At 42.2% G+C, this 15,636-nt stretch carries 15 protein-coding genes and 3 tRNA genes; 9 read left to right on the top strand and 9 right to left on the bottom strand.

Annotated features, from left to right (window positions below):
• Positions 1-333 precede the first annotated feature (333 nt).
• The gene (gene amiC / locus M5X66_RS14210) at positions 334-1,584 is read left to right on the top strand and encodes an N-acetylmuramoyl-L-alanine amidase AmiC (RefSeq protein ID WP_036956325.1); all 1,251 of its coding nucleotides are present in this window, start codon (positions 334-336) and stop codon (positions 1,582-1,584) included.
• Positions 1,585-1,741: 157 nt separating this feature from the next.
• On the opposite strand, the gene M5X66_RS14205 is transcribed toward amiC, so the two are convergent.
• The 3 genes from M5X66_RS14205 to M5X66_RS14195 all read right to left on the bottom strand — a co-directional run bounded on the left by M5X66_RS14205 (position 1,742) and on the right by M5X66_RS14195 (position 2,086).
• Positions 1,742-1,818, bottom strand: a tRNA-Met gene (locus M5X66_RS14205).
• A gap of 27 nt (positions 1,819-1,845) precedes the next feature.
• Positions 1,846-1,922 (bottom strand) — tRNA-Met (locus M5X66_RS14200).
• An 87-nt stretch (positions 1,923-2,009) separates the two neighbouring features.
• Positions 2,010-2,086, bottom strand: a tRNA-Met gene (locus tag M5X66_RS14195).
• Between the two features lie 227 nt (positions 2,087-2,313).
• Between M5X66_RS14195 and mltA the strand changes: the two genes are divergently transcribed.
• Together mltA and tcdA are read left to right on the top strand one after the other, a co-directional pair.
• A complete protein-coding gene (mltA, locus tag M5X66_RS14190) occupies positions 2,314-3,405 on the top strand; it encodes a murein transglycosylase A (RefSeq protein WP_270103668.1) in 1,092 nt (363 codons plus the stop codon).
• Between the two features lie 52 nt (positions 3,406-3,457).
• Positions 3,458-4,270 carry a tRNA cyclic N6-threonylcarbamoyladenosine(37) synthase TcdA gene (gene tcdA / locus M5X66_RS14185; protein WP_154599804.1) on the top strand — a complete coding sequence of 271 codons (813 nt, stop codon included), beginning with the start codon at positions 3,458-3,460 and terminating at the stop codon, positions 4,268-4,270.
• 33 nt (positions 4,271-4,303) lie between these two features.
• Here the strand turns inward: tcdA and csdE are convergent, their stop codons facing one another.
• Together csdE and csdA are read right to left on the bottom strand one after the other, a co-directional pair.
• Positions 4,304-4,765, bottom strand: coding sequence for a cysteine desulfurase sulfur acceptor subunit CsdE (gene csdE, locus M5X66_RS14180; protein ID WP_108478490.1), 462 nt, complete (start codon positions 4,763-4,765; stop codon positions 4,304-4,306).
• Positions 4,766-4,776: 11 nt separating this feature from the next.
• Positions 4,777-5,982, bottom strand: coding sequence for a cysteine desulfurase CsdA (gene csdA / locus M5X66_RS14175; RefSeq protein ID WP_270103667.1), 1,206 nt, complete (start codon positions 5,980-5,982; stop codon positions 4,777-4,779).
• Between the two features lie 653 nt (positions 5,983-6,635).
• On the opposite strand from csdA, the gene M5X66_RS14170 reads away from it, so the two are divergent.
• From M5X66_RS14170 to rlmM, 3 genes are read left to right on the top strand one after another with little or no spacing between them, the layout of a single operon-like run.
• A complete protein-coding gene (locus M5X66_RS14170) occupies positions 6,636-7,577 on the top strand; it encodes a transcriptional regulator GcvA (RefSeq protein ID WP_036956330.1) in 942 nt (313 codons plus the stop codon).
• Between the two features lie 27 nt (positions 7,578-7,604).
• The gene (locus tag M5X66_RS14165; RefSeq protein ID WP_036956331.1) at positions 7,605-8,000 is read left to right on the top strand and encodes a DUF423 domain-containing protein; all 396 of its coding nucleotides are present in this window, start codon (positions 7,605-7,607) and stop codon (positions 7,998-8,000) included.
• On the top strand, positions 7,993-9,096 hold the full coding sequence (gene rlmM / locus M5X66_RS14160) for a 23S rRNA (cytidine(2498)-2'-O)-methyltransferase RlmM (protein ID WP_036956332.1): 1,104 nt from the start codon (positions 7,993-7,995) through the stop codon (positions 9,094-9,096). Before M5X66_RS14165 ends, rlmM begins: the two co-directional genes overlap by 8 nt.
• 63 nt (positions 9,097-9,159) lie before the next feature.
• Here the strand turns inward: rlmM and xni are convergent, their stop codons facing one another.
• The 3 genes from xni to queF all read right to left on the bottom strand — a co-directional run bounded on the left by xni (position 9,160) and on the right by queF (position 12,276).
• Complete coding sequence (xni, locus tag M5X66_RS14155) at positions 9,160-9,915, bottom strand: flap endonuclease Xni (RefSeq protein WP_036956333.1); 756 nt, start codon at positions 9,913-9,915, stop codon at positions 9,160-9,162.
• 44 nt (positions 9,916-9,959) lie between these two features.
• Positions 9,960-11,327, bottom strand: coding sequence for a nucleotide 5'-monophosphate nucleosidase PpnN (gene ppnN / locus M5X66_RS14150; protein ID WP_036956334.1), 1,368 nt, complete (start codon positions 11,325-11,327; stop codon positions 9,960-9,962).
• Between the two features lie 103 nt (positions 11,328-11,430).
• Positions 11,431-12,276, bottom strand: coding sequence for an NADPH-dependent 7-cyano-7-deazaguanine reductase QueF (gene queF / locus M5X66_RS14145; protein ID WP_036956335.1), 846 nt, complete (start codon positions 12,274-12,276; stop codon positions 11,431-11,433).
• A gap of 158 nt (positions 12,277-12,434) precedes the next feature.
• Here queF and syd point away from each other — a divergent pair, with 158 nt between their 5' ends.
• Positions 12,435-12,995, top strand: coding sequence for a SecY-interacting protein (syd, locus tag M5X66_RS14140; protein ID WP_154599808.1), 561 nt, complete (start codon positions 12,435-12,437; stop codon positions 12,993-12,995).
• Between the two features lie 385 nt (positions 12,996-13,380).
• Here the strand turns inward: syd and M5X66_RS14135 are convergent, their stop codons facing one another.
• Positions 13,381-14,277: a VirK/YbjX family protein gene (locus M5X66_RS14135; RefSeq protein WP_036956337.1), complete on the bottom strand. Its 897-nt coding sequence runs from the start codon at positions 14,275-14,277 to the stop codon at positions 13,381-13,383.
• Positions 14,278-14,525: 248 nt separating this feature from the next.
• Between M5X66_RS14135 and M5X66_RS14130 the strand changes: the two genes are divergently transcribed.
• Positions 14,526-14,864, top strand: coding sequence for a YqcC family protein (locus M5X66_RS14130; protein ID WP_036956339.1), 339 nt, complete (start codon positions 14,526-14,528; stop codon positions 14,862-14,864).
• 3 nt (positions 14,865-14,867) lie between these two features.
• Positions 14,868-15,626, top strand: a complete 759-nt coding sequence (truC, locus tag M5X66_RS14125; RefSeq protein ID WP_036956341.1) for a tRNA pseudouridine(65) synthase TruC — start codon at positions 14,868-14,870, stop codon at positions 15,624-15,626.
• Positions 15,627-15,636 lie beyond the last annotated feature (10 nt).

Raw genomic sequence — 15,636 nt, 5'->3', positions numbered from 1 at the left:
AAATATCAAGTAAAAGTTAGGACAATAAAAGTAACAAATTTATTTTTAAGGTTTACATATCTCTAAATATAAATGGATATAATCACAACAATGCAATCTGCATATCAGATTATTGCCAATAAATGTTATTCGGCAATTGAGCATCATTAACTATTTAAATTACGCAAGTATGGTGTTTATATTGCATTGAATAGATGCGTGCTGGGATATAAATAGAATAGATTGGTAATGACAAAGGATGAAGAACTAGATAGAGTGCGAATTAGTCGCTAATATATTATCTCTTGTCTTAGATATTATTAAACTTTTCAGGATATAGATTCGGAATTATTGATGAGTCATCAAGATCACAGCCCATCAAAACGTCGCCTATTGCAAGGTGCGGCGGCAGTTATGCTATTAAGTGTCAGCCCATTCGGTTTTGCTGCCAGTAGTAGCGTTGTTGCTGTTCGTATTTGGCCAGCCTCGAGTTATACCCGTATTACTCTAGAATCCAGCATTCCTTTAAAGTATCGCCAGTTTGTTTTAAACAATCCTGAGCGTATTGTTGTTGATTTAGAGGGCGTTCAATTAAATAACGTTCTTAAGAATATGGGAAGCCAAATTCAGTCTCGAGACCCTTACTTAAAATTAGTGAGAGTCGGGCAGTTTGATCCTAAAACGGTACGTTTGGTTTTTGAAGTTAAAAACAAAGTATCTCCTCGATTCTTTACCCTACCGCCAGTCGCTGAATTTAAACACCGTTTAGTTATGGATTTCTATCCGGGTAAAGGCGTTGAAACCAACGATGACCCATTATTGGCGCTCCTTGAAGATTACAACAAAGGTGATTTAGAAGAGAGCATGCCAGTACAGGCGAAAAAACCAGGGAAAGCGGGTACCGATAGGCCGATTGTTATTATGATTGACCCAGGGCACGGTGGGGAAGACCCTGGTGCAATTGGTAAGTATAAGACCCGTGAAAAAGATGTGGTTTTACAAATCGCCCGTCGCTTGAAAACGCTGATTGATAAAGATCCGAAAATGCGGGCATATATGACGCGTAATGAGGATGTCTTTATTCCATTAAAAGTCCGCGTGGCGAAAGCGAGAAAAATGCAGGCTGATTTGTTTGTTTCTATTCATGCGGATGCCTTTACCAACCGTTCAGCGAATGGTTCATCGGTCTTCGCACTCTCCACGAAAGGGGCAACCAGTAACACGGCACGTTACCTCGCTCAAACGCAGAACGAAGCTGACTTAATTGGTGGGGTGAGTAAAAGCGGCGATGCGTATCTCGACCACACCATGTTAGATCTGGTGCAAACTGCAACGATCAATGACAGTTTGAAGTTTGGGGATGAAGTTTTAAAACGCATGGGTCGTGTTAACCGGCTACACAAAAACAAAGTGGACCAAGCTGGCTTCGCGGTATTAAAAGCCCCCGAAATTCCATCTATTTTAGTGGAAACAGCCTTTATCAGTAACTTAGAAGAAGAGCGTAAACTCAAAACCGCTAAGTTCCAACAGCAAATGGCTGAGTCGATTTTTGAAGGGATCAAAGCTTATTTCCGTAATGGCGGTGAATTAGCTATCCGTAATTAATCGCGATATTTGTCGTGTCGAAGAAGGTGGCAAACAGCAATGTGAGTCGCCTTTTTTATTGGGTGAAAACAAGAAATTAAGTGATTAAAAATCTGTTTGGGTTTTGATATAACTAAGAAAGACAAAGAAAAGAATAAATAAGAAGATAAAAAAGAATTGGTTGCGGGGGCTGGATTTGAACCAACGACCTTCGGGTTATGAGCCCGACGAGCTACCAAGCTGCTCCACCCCGCGACTGAAGAGGTTAAATATATCAGGAATTGGTTGCGGGAGCTGGATTTGAACCAACGACCTTCGGGTTATGAGCCCGACGAGCTACCATGCTGCTCCATCCCGCGCCTGAATATTTCACTACTTTGGGATACTACTTTGATTTTACTGCTGAACTTACTTTGACTGAATCAAGTTTGACTAAATCAAGAAATTGGTTGCGGGGGCTGGATTTGAACCAACGACCTTCGGGTTATGAGCCCGACGAGCTACCATGCTGCTCCACCCCGCGTCCGATAGCGGGCACTATACTCGGGATGAGATCTGATGCAAGTTTTTTCGTGTTTTTTTTTCATTTTTCATCAAGTGGCGTTTAAAAATCGCACAAAATGTAGTTTTTTTGTTCTTTAAAGGTTTCTAACCCAAAAATAACCCCACTAAATATTTATACCCGTTTCATTCTCAATTTGGGTTTGCTATTGTGCGCTTCATATTGGATATGTGTTAGGTGGTATAAAGATGAATTCATGGCAGAAAGGGTTAATCGCGGGCGTCTTCTTTTCTTTATTGGCAGGGTGTCAATCTCATCCAACAGATAAAGGGCAACAATATAAAGACGGTAAATTGCACAGTGACTTGCAACAAGTTAATCAAGTTAACGTGCAAGGACGACCAATAAATGCGCCGGATTTTAATCGCCAAGTGACGGAAATTCAAAATGCATCACCACGCTTATTCAACAACAATAATGAAACTTACCACGCAATAGAAAACTGGTTAATGGCAGGGGGCGATCCTGCTCAATTATCGCGTTTCAATTTGTCGGCTTTCCAAATGGAAGGGATGGACAATTACGGAAACGTCCAATTCACGGGGTACTACACGCCTGTGATTGAGGCTCGACGCTCGCCGCAAGGTAATTACCGCCATCCATTGTATGGTATGCCGTCAAAAAGCAAAGGGCGCTTACCTAGCCGTGCACAAATATATAATGGCGCGCTCAGTAACAATCTGATCCTGGCTTACAGCGATTCTCCTGTCGACAATTTTATGATGGAAGTGCAAGGCAGTGGTTACGTGGACTTTGGCGATGGTAGCCCACTGAATTTCTTCGCTTATGCAGGCAAAAATGGTCATGCATATAAAAGTATTGGTAAGGTGCTGGTTGATAGAGGCGAAGTGCCTTTAGAGAAAATGTCCCTACAGGCTATTCACGACTGGGCAAACACGCACAGTGAACAAGAAGTGCGTGAATTACTTGAAAGTAATCCATCGTTTGTTTTCTTTAAACCGCAATCTTTCGTCCCTGTAAGGGGTGCAAGTGCAGTGCCATTAGTGGCAAAAGCATCAGTAGCATCGGATAAAACCTTGATCCCACCGGGAACCGCATTGCTAGCCGAAGTTCCTGTGTTAGATGGAAATGGGAAATTTACGGGTAGATACGAAATGCGTATGATGGTAGCCCTCGATGTGGGCGGCGCAATTAAAGGGCACCATTTCGATATTTATCATGGAACAGGGCACGATGCAGGGAAAATGGCCGGTTTTTATAACCACTATGGTCGAGTGTGGGTTCTGAAAAAAAGCCAACCTGTTTTTAGTGCGATGTAGCCCCTATTTACTGTTTATTAAGTTTTCGTTTTAACTAAGGTTGTTTGTGATTATGCTAGCTCAGCTTTCTGATGCGTGGATGCAGCGATTCGCTGGAATCGGGCGTTTATATGGGCAACAAGCCCTTCATCTTTTTGCACGTTCACATGTGTGTGTTATTGGCGTGGGCGGCGTCGGCGTATGGGCTGCTGAAGCATTAGCGCGTTCAGGAATTGGCGCTATCACCTTGATAGATATGGATGATATCTGCGTGACAAATACGAATCGCCAACTTCATGCATTGAAATCAACAGTGGGGCTACCTAAAGTTGATGTGATGAAAGAGCGCATTTTGGCAATCAACCCTGAGTGTACCGTGAATGTTATCGATGATTTCATTACGGTGGATAATGTGGCTGAATACCTCTCTTTGGGATTTGATTACGTTATTGATGCCATTGACAGTGTAAGACCAAAAGCGGCGCTGCTGGCGTATTGTCGACGTTTTAAAATTCCTATCGTGACGACGGGGGGCGCAGGTGGTCAAATTGATCCAACCCAAATTCAAGTCGCGGATTTAGCAAAGACAGTTCAAGATCCTTTGGCAGCGAAATTACGCGAACGCCTGAAATCAGACTTTAATATCGTGAAAAATGGCAAAGGTAAATTGGGAATCGATTGTGTGTTTTCGACGGAGCAGTTGGTCTATCCACAAAGTGATGGAACAGTATGCGCGGCAAAAAGCACAGCAGATGGTTCAAAACGTATGGATTGTGCATCAGGATTTGGTGCGGTCACGATGGTAACAGCCAGTTTTGGCTTTATTGCGGTGTCCCATGCGTTGAAAAAGATGGTTGCAAAGGCACAAAGAGAAGTTAAACAGTAGAATTGAGGCTACGATGTAGCCTCAATGGGATAATCATTCTGCTGGGGTCATTTCACCCGCAATGTTTTTGATTGCTGTAATTAGTGCGTGGATCCCATTTTGTCGGGATTCACTGAGTTGCCCTGTTAGACCAGTTTGACTAAAAATATCTTCAAAATCAGTCTCTAAAATTTGCTGTGCATTTTTCTGTTCAACGCAGGCGAGCAAAATAGCAAATAACCCTTTCACTACACGACCTTCGCTATCCCCATAAAAATGGAATGTATCATCATCATTGAGAATAGCGCCAATCCATACACGGTTTTCACACCCTTGAACTTCCTGAGTCTGCTGCTTTTCTTCTTCTGTGAGAGAGGGTAGTTTTTTCGCGAGCTGAATGAGTAAGCGATATTTATCTTCCCACGCTTTTTGTTTGGAAAACTGTTCAACGATTTCGTGAATGACAATTTCTGTGCCAAATGGATGAGAAGCCAGTTCATGTCGAGACAAAGTCATTAGATTACCTTTTAATCATTTAAAATCGAAAGTGCAAATTTCACTGAATCAATAAATTTATCAATATCTTGCTTGTTGTTATATGGCATGGCTGAGATGCGTAAACAGCCGCTAATATTGAGTGAATCCATCAATGGTTGAGCACAATGTTGTCCATAGCGTAATGCAATTTTCTGTTCGGTCAAGAAAAGCCCTAAATCACTATGGTGAATATTGTGGAAATTGAAAGATAAAAGCGGTGAATTTTGAGTTCGATAGAAAATCGCGCCTTCGAGCTGAGAAAGCTGCTCATAGGCATAGTCTATCAGAGCACAAGTATAGGCTTCTGCTTGCGTTAAGTTTTGCGTTGAAAGCCACTCAAGCACAGCTGAAAAGGCTATTACACCCGCGATATTCGGTGTTCCAGCTTCAAATCGCTGAGGGATTGGGGCGAGGGTGAAGCCTGAAAAATCAACATGATTCAACATTTTACCGCCGCCATGCCATGGGCTCATATTGGCTAAATGCTCGGGTTTTCCATAGCAGATACCTAAACCTGTAGGCCCATATAATTTGTGCGCTGAAAAAGCGTAGAAATCTACATTGGTTTCCATGACGTTAAGAGGGTGGTGCACAACGCCCTGAGCGCCATCAACAACGATTTTTGCACCAAATTGATGGGCAAGTGTGGTTATCGCGTTAATGTCCGGCTGGTAGCCCGTTACGTTAGACATTTGCGTTACTGCAACAATTTTGCTTTTGGTGTTCAAGAGTGATTGCAGCGTATTGAGATCTAAGGTTAAGTCAGGAGTCACCGCCCATTTAACAATCTTTGCGCCTGTCTGTTGTGCCAACATCAGCCAAGGCAGCAAGTTTGAGTGATGCTCAGTCTCACTGACAATAATTTCATCACCTGCTTGGAGTTTTTCACGGAAATAACTCTGTGCAATCAAGTTAATAGATTCAGTAGTGCCACGTGTCCAGATAATGGATTTTTCGTCCGGTGTTTGGATCAATTTTGCTGTGAATACGCGACCTTGTTCGTACAAGCGAGTAATTTTTAATGCTTCAGGAGATTGCCCTCGATAGACCGAACTGCCAGAAAAGCGATAGTAATCATCAGAGGCGTTGATCATATCCAACGGTTTTAGGGCGGTGGCGGCGCTATCAAGGAAAACAATATCAGAGCCGATGGCTGGAAATTGCTGACGAAATTGAGGGGCGTTAAAGTTATCCATTATGCTGATTCTTTGATGTTAGCTATCCAACAGGTGAATGTGGCTGTGGTTATGAATGTGCGTTGATTATGATAATAACGGAAAACAGCGAATAAGTAGATGGAGATAAAAAATGTTATTCAGTTATCGATTATTAGAAATAATTTGTTACACTTAACAGGAAGATTTTTGCGCAAATTTTTGAATAATTGCGCGCCTGAAAAAAGTTAACGCACTAAATCGATGAAGGTTTGCTTTTTAACCTAATGGTTAAATTTAATTTAAGATGCGTTTTTTGGGCCTTTTTTACTCGAAATCCGATGGGATAATGTTTTTTTATCTTTCATAATGGATTTTATGGCGCCCAAAATAAAAAAAGCACCGCGCTTAGGCGGTGCACTATAAAAATCACTATGGACAGACAGGGTAAATGTACAGGAAGTGAAAAAAAACAGTAGCAATCGCTACAAAGCCTGGATTAACCAGACAACTTGCAAACACAACATCACAACCACAAAGCCAAAAGTTTCAAAGTAACTAAACTCTGCAACTTTTCGTTCCGGCTTAGGAAGTGCGCATACTATAGGTATTTACTGGCGTATCCTCAAGGGACAATTTATAATGCTTCGGATGAGAAAAACTAATGCGTATAACGAAGCTGAGTCGAAGAGATTATGTCTAAAAGATTACCGCCTTTAAATGCTCTGAGAGTGTTTGATGCCGCCGCCCGTCATTTAAGTTTTACTAAAGCGGCAGATGAATTATTTGTGACACAGGCAGCTGTCAGTCATCAAATAAAAAGCTTAGAAGATTTCCTCGGATTAAAGCTATTTCGCCGTCGAAATCGTTCATTGCTGCTGACGGAAGAGGGGCAAAGTTATTACCTTGATATTAAAGAAATTTTCTCGTCTTTAAATGAAGCGACGAGAAAGCTTCAAGCCAGAAGTGCAAAAGGCGCACTAACTGTAAGCTTATCGCCAAGTTTCGCGATACAATGGTTGGTTCCTCGGCTTTCTGGATTTAACCAAGCTTTCCCAGGTATTGATGTGCGTATTCAAGCAGTTGATCGGGAAGAAGATAAACTAGCGGATGATGTGGATGTTGCCATTTTTTATGGCAGAGGAAACTGGACTGGCTTAAGAACGGACAGACTCTACGCCGAATATTTAATGCCAGTGTGTTCACCTTCGTTAATGACCGGAGGGAATCAACTGAAGAACCCAGAAGATTTAGCGAAGCATACGTTGCTTCATGATTCTTCTCGCCGTGATTGGCAAGCTTATGTTAAGCAATTAGATTTGCAAAATATTGTGAATGTGCAGCAAGGACCTATTTTTAGCCATAGCGCTATGGTGATCCAAGCAGCAGTTCATGGGCAAGGGGTGGCATTAACCAACAATGTGATGGCAAAGAATGAGATTGATGCTGGCAGATTGGTGTGTCCGTTTAGCGAAGTATTAGTCAGTAAAAATGCATTCTATCTGGTCTGCCAAGAGAGTCAGGCCGATTTAGGGAAAATAGCGGCATTTCGTCAATGGATCCTTGCACAAGCAGCCAGTGAGCAAGAAAAGCTTGGCTTTATTACCAATGACCAAGATTTGACGCATATACAATAATCAAACAGTTAAAACGAAGGTGCTATTGTGAATAGTCGTTTGATGTTAATTTTTGCAGGGATTAGTGGATTTTTTATTGTTGCATTTGGCGCCATTGGCTCTCATGCACTTTCTCCAATTATGAGCGCTCATCAAATGGCTTGGATTGAAACAGGGCTGCGTTATCAAATGTTTCATACCGTTGCATTAATGGTGCTGGGTGCGGTATTACTGCGTAAAGTCATTTTGTGGTTCTATTGGGCGGGCGTATTTTTCTCCGTAGGCATACTTCTTTTTAGCGGTAGCCTTTATTGTATGGCCTTATTGCAGGTAAAATACTTCTCTTATTTTACGCCAATAGGTGGCGTTTGCTTCCTCGTTGGCTGGCTTTTAGTTGTTATTGGCGCTATGCGTCTAAGGAAATCGGCGTCACGCAATGAGTAATAAAATTGCATTATATTGCCGCCCGGGCTTTGAAAAAGAGTGCGCAGCAGAAATTACAGATAAAGCAGGGCAACGCGAAATTTACGGTTTTGCCCGCGTTAAAGAAAATAGCGGTTATGTTATTTTCGAATGTTATCAATCTGAGGATGCAGACATCCTTGCGCGCACGCTTCCATTTCGTGAATTGATTTTTGCTCGCCAAATGTTTGTAGTGGGTGATTTATTAAAAGATTTACCGCCAGAAGATAGAGTTACACCGATTGTGAACGCGCTTAGCCAACAGGTTGAGAGAGCGGGGGATCTGCGTGTTGAAGTTGCGGATACCAATGAATCAAAAGAATTAATGAAATTCTGCCGTAAATTTACGGTGCCTCTGCGTAATGCGTTACGCCAAGAGAAAGTTTTATTGGCGCAAGAGAACTTTAAACGCCCAGTCGTCCACGTGTTCTTTATTGCGCCGGGGTGCTGCTATACTGGTTATTCTTATTCGAATAATAGCTCGAATTTCTATATGGGGATCCCGCGCTTGAAGTTCCCATCGGATGCACCAAGCCGTTCGACGTTAAAGCTGGAAGAGGCTTTCCATGTGTTTATTCCTTATGAAGAGTGGGATGAGCGCCTTGCGAGTGGCATGAAAGCGGTGGATTTAGGCGCATGCCCTGGGGGATGGACTTACCAGCTCGTCAAACGCAGCATGATGGTGGAAGCGGTAGATAATGGTCCAATGGCGGAAAGCCTGATGGATACAGGACAAGTTCGACATCACCGTGAAGATGGTTTTAAATTTAAGCCAACCTCTCAAAATATCACGTGGCTCGTATGTGATATGGTGGAAAAACCTGCCAAGGTTGCTGCATTAATGACTCAGTGGCTGCAAGAAGGCTGGTGTCGCGAGACCATTTTTAACTTGAAGCTGCCGATGAAAAAACGCTATGAAGAAGTGGCGCATATTCTGGAAAAAATGAAAGCTCAGCTGAAAGAGAATGGTATCAATGTTCTGATCCAAGCGAAACAGCTTTACCATGACCGTGAAGAAGTTACTGTGCATGTACAACGTGTTTGGTCTGCAAACCCAATGGCGCGTGAATATTATTAAGTCAAAGCTGGGTTGGTTTGAATAGCAAAAAGGTCACTTTGAAGTGACCTTTTTTTGTGTTTGCTATCTAGCTTCGTAGCGTAACTGATTCAGATTACCTTTCAAGGTAATATCTGTTTTTAATGTGGCAATATCGCGACAGATAAGCGCAATTTCTTGTTGGTTAATTAGTTTTTTCTGCCATTTTTCTTCAAGAACATCAAAGTTGGCGTACAAATTTTCAATAGTGTGGAATCGCTGAAGTAACTCAGTGGCACTTTTGGTGCCAATCCCTGCAACTCCAGGAACTTTACTGCTACTGATCCCCGCTAAACCCCAGTAATCAGGTAGTTGTTCAGGCTTGACTCCAAATTCATTCTCGATGAAAGGTACGTCCAACCAACGTTTTTGAAAGTAGTCACGGATACGCAGGTTTGGAGAGAGTAGCTGGCAGTAACCTTTATCGGTAGAGACGATGGTGACGGTATGCCCAGAATCGGCAATACGTTTAGCGAGAGTGGCGGCTAAATCATCGGCTTCATCACCTTCAGATTGCCAGCAATGAATACCATTTTCTTCAAACTGAGCAACGAGTTGAGGTAACTCAGCTTGTAAGTTTTCAGGCATAGGCTGACGCCCTGCTTTATAGTCAGGCAGTTTTTCATGACGCCAACTATGGTGGCGACCTTCTTCATCAAATACTGCCACAATATGGGTGGCGTTAGTATGGTTAATCAATTGAGAAATAGCGGATAAACAGGTTTCTCCACATGGGCTCCCCTGAACCGCGTGGATACGTCGAATTAAGTTTAAAGCATCAATAATTAATAAATGGATCATAAGCCGTTTGGTCGTTAAACGCGCCTTCCTTGGCACGTAGGTGATTATTTCACAATTTCATAGCAAGGTTCGTAAGCGGTGCCACCCGGCAACTTCATACGATGCTGTTTCACGAAACCTTGGAGTAAAATGTCCATGCGTTTCATGATATCGCTATCCCCATGAATTTTGAAAGGACCATGTTTTTCAATCGCTTTCATGCCGACTTCTTTTACGTTACCCGCGACAATTCCAGAGAAAGCACGGCGTAAATCGGAAGCCAGTTTTTCTGGGGATTGACCCGGATGCAGATTCAGTGACGCCATATTTTCGTGAGTCGGCTCAAACGGATGCTGTAGCTCAGGGGCGATTTTAATCGACCAGTTGAAGCTGTATGCGTCACCCGTATTACGACGGCTCTCTTTCACTGCAGACATGCCTTTTTTCATCACGCGTGCCACTTCTTGCGGGTTGTCGATAATGATTTGGTAATGTTTGCTCGCTTCATCTCCCAGAGTATGGCGAATAAAATCATCAAGAACAGAGAAGTATTCCGCGCTTTCTTTTGGTCCAGTCAGGACTAATGGCAGCACTTGCTCGGTATTTTCAGGATCCATCATAATACCCAACAGATAAAGGAGCTCTTCTGCGGTTCCCACGCCACCAGGGAAAATAATAATCCCGTGGGCTAAACGGACAAATGCCTCAAGACGTTTTTCAATGTCTGGCATGATGATCAGTTCATTAACTAATGGGTTAGGTGGCTCAGCCGCGATGATGGATGGCTCAGTTAACCCGATAAAACGGCTGTCTTTATAACGCTGTTGAGCATGACCTACCGCGGCACCTTTCATTGGCGCTTCCATAGCTCCCGGTCCACAACCTGTGCAGATGTTCAGTTCACGCAAGCCTAGTTCATTACCGACTTTACGACCATACAGGTATTCATTTTCATTAATGGAGTGTCCACCCCAGCACACGATCATATTCGGATCTTCACCAATATGTAGCGCACGGGCGTTACGTAAGATGGAAAAGATCATATTAGTGAGGTGAGTGCTATTTTCTAAATCGAGATGGAACTGCTGTTTGGCATTAGTTATTTGAGCGTGAACAAACAGAATATCGCGCAGTACGGCAAACAAGTTCGCTTGTAATGAACGAATGATTTTACCGTCAACGAACGCTTTTTCTGGTGGGTTAATAAGCTCTAATTTGATACCACGTTCACGACGTAAAATGTTGATATCAAAACCTGCACTTTTTTCTAAAAGTTCTTTACTGCTGTCAGTTAAGCTTCCTGAATGTAATACCGCTAAGGAGCAGTTTCGATATAGCTGATACAAATGGCTGCTCGCCGTACGTTTCAGCATATCGACTTCAAGCTGAGACAATAGATCCATAGATCCTAATGGACTGATATGAGTAATCAAGTAACACTCCTTTGCCCAATTGGGCTCTTGACGCGTGAATTACATTGAAAATGATTTAAATAGCATTCTCTTAAATTACACTGATTTTCAATTTAGTAGGTACTTATTGCCGTGCCAAACGACCCGTGTCAGGCTCGAATTGTTCATTACTGCGCCATGGGTTGATATCAAGCCCACCTCGGCGAGTATAGCGTGCATACACAGATAATTTCTCTGGTTTGCACAGTATTGTTATGTCGTTGAAAATGCGCTCCACACACTGTTCGTGGAATTCATTATGATGACGAAATGAGACGAGGTAACGTAATAACGCTTCACGGTCAATTTTTGGACCACGATAATGAATTTGTACTGATCCCCAATCAGGTTGGTTGGTTATCAAACAATTTGATTTCAACAGGTGGCTGACGAGGGTTTCTTCGACAACCTCTGGTTGAGTGCAATCGACCAAATAGTCGCGATTAAATTCATAGTTATCGATGTCAATCTCTTGCTCATCAATACAGACACCTTGGAATTGGTGAATGGCTTGCTGAGTAAAGTCATCAAGTTTATAAAGTGTAACCTTAACCTCGCCATTAGCACAGCGGCTTAGGTCATTTTGCAAAACGCTTCGCACATTTTCCCACGTTTCGAAGCGAGTCTGATTGAAACTATTGAGATAAAGCTTGAAGCTTTTTGATTCCACCAAGTTTTCACTTGTGGCATCTACACTGACGGAGCCTATCGCTACTTGAGGAACACCACGGGTATTTAGCCAAGAGAGTTCATACAGTGTCCAAATATCGGCGCCGTGGAATGGCAGTGTATCAGCATGAATATCCAAAGGATCGCGATTAAGGCTACGCGGCACCGCTTGCAATAAAGCGGCATCATATTGGTCATGATAAGCCGTCTTTTTCCCGAGAGTTAAATTATCGAGAGCGGGGTTATTTTGATAGTGAGACATAGTGATCCTTATCTTTTCGGCGTGTCAGTGCTGAACATTGGCAAACTGAGTGCATTTTATTCGTTTGTTAACTTCTGTCATAATACCACTTATCCATAATATTGAGCCTGCCAATTTGAATTGGTTTTAATAATGTTATTTCTCACAATTGAAAAACGATGAATACAATAATCTCTGATTTAATTAAAAATTTTACCAGCCAGTATGTGGCTAAGTGGCAAGAAGCTACGGGGCTTCCACCGGTGTCTGCTGAGCTGTATGGGGTACCTTCTCCTTGCATCGTTCGTACTGGTGATGATGTGGTTTATTGGGAGCCTAAGCCGTTTCCATTAGAAGAGAAAAGTTTAAATAATGTCGCTAATGCGCTAGATCTCCAATTACAGGACGATATTCACGCTTTTTATACCTCTCAGTTAGCAGGAGATATGAGCGCGACGTTGGGTGATTTATCATTGAATTTGGTGCAAGTGTGGAGCGAAGAGGACTTTATTCGCTTACAGGAAAACTTGATTGGGCATTTAGTGACTCAAAAGCGCTTAAAGTTACCACCAACGCTGTTTATTGCCACGTTAGACTCTGAATTAGAAATGATTTCTATGTGTAATTTAACAGGGGAAATTATTGTTGAAACGTTTGGAAGCAAGCAACGACAAGTTATTGCAGAAAATCTTGCGAGCTTTATTCAACAACTGAAGCCCGTTATATCATCTCAGGGGTAAGTGATTTATGGCATGGTGCTGTAGGTTATCGCCTACAATTTGGTTAAGCCATATCTTAATAATTTTTCACATCATCGAAATGAGAACTATTTAACTTTTAATTTCATAGCGTTACTATCCATTTTAAGTTTTTTATCATTTTTTGAATCATCTGAATGTAGAACACTAGGTTGTTTGCTTAATGGATTTAATACATTCTTATCGGGCTGGACAGGGTAGTTGTTTAGCTTTTTTACATATAAAAAACAAGGAAATGGATAACCTGGCAGAGCGGTTGGTCTGCTAAATTTTTATCTAACAGGATGTTAGGCGGCAGGAAGTCGCATTGCAGGATGCAAGTCAATTGATAGATAAGTAGCCAGTTAGTTTTAACTGGCTACTTTTTTTATTTCTGAGCTGAGTTTGAGTATTGGGTGAGGGACTCAATAATACTTTGCGACATGGCTTCTCTCAGTGCTTCGCGCTTACGGAATTCGGAACGTCTCTGGCTTTTCACTGATTCGATATCACGCATTGGCTCTTGAAGTGGTAATTGATACCAACCTTCGGCATTTAAAACGCCGCCACACTCTTCCCAAAAAGTATCGTAGCTAGATTTTAAATGCTGGCTTTTGATATGGCTATTATTTGAAATCCCGAGAATAGATTTGATTTGGAAATAAGCAGCTACCGCATAAATAGCAGACATTAAAAGATTTTTAGGCCTCATTGCATGCATCTGTTTCGTAATGGATTTCACTTGCTCTACGCTCTGTTCTGTCGATGGCCCTTGTAGGGAACAGACATAAAGCTGACCTTGTTCACCAAATGAAAAGCTCATCAAATAGATTTCATCACCCGTTTCATTGAGTAAATGGATGGAGAGATCCCCTTCACGTGGATATTGAGAATAGATCATTTTTAATTGGGCAAAATCACCGGATTTTAGCTCAATATTCGCGACCGTTAAGCCGTCTCGTTTATCCGAAAACATGGCGGTGATAGCTTCAGGCGTAAAGGTTTTTTCAATTAAATCTAACGTATAGCTTGCAGTGGATAATTTCTGTTTACCACTCCACGTTTTATGCAGGTATTTGTTAATCGGTCGCTCAATAAATTGAGGTACGCCATCGATGGTCGCTGATAGCAGGGCGCTTTGGTATGTATCGCACATCGATTGATATTGCTGATATTGTTGTGAAGGCAACTTAGCAATGCGGAGCTTTCTTTTTAGCTGTACATATTTGTTAGTGAAAGATTTCCATGTCTTGTTTTGTTGGCGCCACTGTTTTAATAGTCCCATAGATAAACCATCTTTATGTTAATAATGAAAAAAGCAAACTGTGCATAAAAACATTCAATAATAAAGGCAGAATATACAACAAATGATAAACAATTATTAATTGTTTTAGTCAATGTGAATAAATGGACGTAGATACATAATTTGGAGACGCATGATTGCTTTTTGCTTGTCTCATCCCCATGTTTGCGACAACACTGTGTCCAAAAATACGGTATATTTTGAATTATTATCTTTGAATAGGTTTTAGTATGAATATTGAGCAGCGCATCCTTGAGAAACTCAGTCATCTTGAAATAGAGATGAGAGCCAAATCCTTATGGGAAGAAGTTCCTCCAAGTCCAGACGCGTTTGAGAGTGTGGAACCTTTTGCCATCGATACGATGGAAGCCGCCCAATGGCTTCAGTGGATTTTAATCCCTCGACTGACAGCAATGATTGATCAAGGTGCCATGTTGCCGAGCAATTTTGCTATCGCACCGTATTTTGAAGAGATCTACAAAGACGATGAAGAAGGGCGCTTTATTGCATTCCTCGATCATTTGCGTGAGTTAGATAGCTACTTTCAATTCACTGTGATGGGCGAATAACGGATGCTGGATATTATCTACCAAGATGAGTATGTGGTTGCTGTTAATAAACCAGCAGGCATGTTGGTGCATCGCAGTTGGCTCGACAGCAAAGAGACGGTGTTTGTGATGCAAACACTGCGTGACCAAATTGGGCAGCATGTGTTCCCAATCCACCGTCTTGATAGACCAACATCGGGTGTGTTGTTGTTTGCATTATCCAGTGAAGTAGCAAGGTCACTCGCCGAGCAGTTTGAGCAGCATACCATGGAAAAAGTGTACCATGCGATTGTGCGGGGCTACGTTACAGAAGGGGATAGATTAGATTATCCGTTACTTGAGGAACTCGACAAAATTGCGGATAAACACGCCACTAAAGAGCCTCGGTTACAAGAGTGTGTCACCCATTATAAACCCTTGGCGACAGTCGAGTGTTCAGTGGCAATTGGGCGTTATGATACAGCGCGTTTTAGCCTTGTTGAGCTTAAGCCTGAAACTGGACGCAAACACCAATTAAGACGTCATATGTCCCATTTACGTCATCCCATTATTGGGGATAGTAAACATGGAGATTTACGTCAAAACCGCGGTGTGAGTGAGCATTTTTCAGTCTCTCGCTTGATGCTGCACGCTAGCCAGCTAATATTTATTCACCCTATAACAGAAGAAAAAATATCGTTAGTCGCGGCATGGGATGCACAATGGCTATCATTAGTTGAACAATTTGGATGGGGTGATACTGTCTCAAAGCTCGATATTAATGTGATTGATTATCCTGTTTGATAGACTTTTA

The organism is Providencia sp. PROV188, assembly GCF_027595165.1.
GTDB classification, from domain to species: domain Bacteria; phylum Pseudomonadota; class Gammaproteobacteria; order Enterobacterales; family Enterobacteriaceae; genus Providencia; species Providencia lanzhouensis.
Note: the sequence above shows the minus strand (reverse complement) of the source record. Positions and strands in the feature narration are given on the sequence as shown.

Excerpts from the sequence above, each read along its gene's own strand:
- amiC (WP_036956325.1), top strand. The coding sequence starts at position 334 with ATGAGTCATCAAGATCACAGCCCATCAAAACGTCGCCTATTGCAAGGT.
- mltA (WP_270103668.1), top strand. The coding sequence starts at position 2,314 with ATGAATTCATGGCAGAAAGGGTTAATCGCGGGCGTCTTCTTTTCTTTA.
- tcdA (WP_154599804.1), top strand. The coding sequence starts at position 3,458 with ATGCTAGCTCAGCTTTCTGATGCGTGGATGCAGCGATTCGCTGGAATC.
- csdE (WP_108478490.1), bottom strand. The coding sequence starts at position 4,765 with ATGACTTTGTCTCGACATGAACTGGCTTCTCATCCATTTGGCACAGAA.
- csdA (WP_270103667.1), bottom strand. The coding sequence starts at position 5,982 with ATGGATAACTTTAACGCCCCTCAATTTCGTCAGCAATTTCCAGCCATC.
- M5X66_RS14170 (WP_036956330.1), top strand. The coding sequence starts at position 6,636 with ATGTCTAAAAGATTACCGCCTTTAAATGCTCTGAGAGTGTTTGATGCC.
- rlmM (WP_036956332.1), top strand. The coding sequence starts at position 7,993 with ATGAGTAATAAAATTGCATTATATTGCCGCCCGGGCTTTGAAAAAGAG.
- xni (WP_036956333.1), bottom strand. The coding sequence starts at position 9,915 with ATGATCCATTTATTAATTATTGATGCTTTAAACTTAATTCGACGTATC.
- queF (WP_036956335.1), bottom strand. The coding sequence starts at position 12,276 with ATGTCTCACTATCAAAATAACCCCGCTCTCGATAATTTAACTCTCGGG.
- syd (WP_154599808.1), top strand. The coding sequence starts at position 12,435 with ATGAATACAATAATCTCTGATTTAATTAAAAATTTTACCAGCCAGTAT.
- M5X66_RS14135 (WP_036956337.1), bottom strand. The coding sequence starts at position 14,277 with ATGGGACTATTAAAACAGTGGCGCCAACAAAACAAGACATGGAAATCT.
- M5X66_RS14130 (WP_036956339.1), top strand. The coding sequence starts at position 14,526 with ATGAATATTGAGCAGCGCATCCTTGAGAAACTCAGTCATCTTGAAATA.
- truC (WP_036956341.1), top strand. The coding sequence starts at position 14,868 with ATGCTGGATATTATCTACCAAGATGAGTATGTGGTTGCTGTTAATAAA.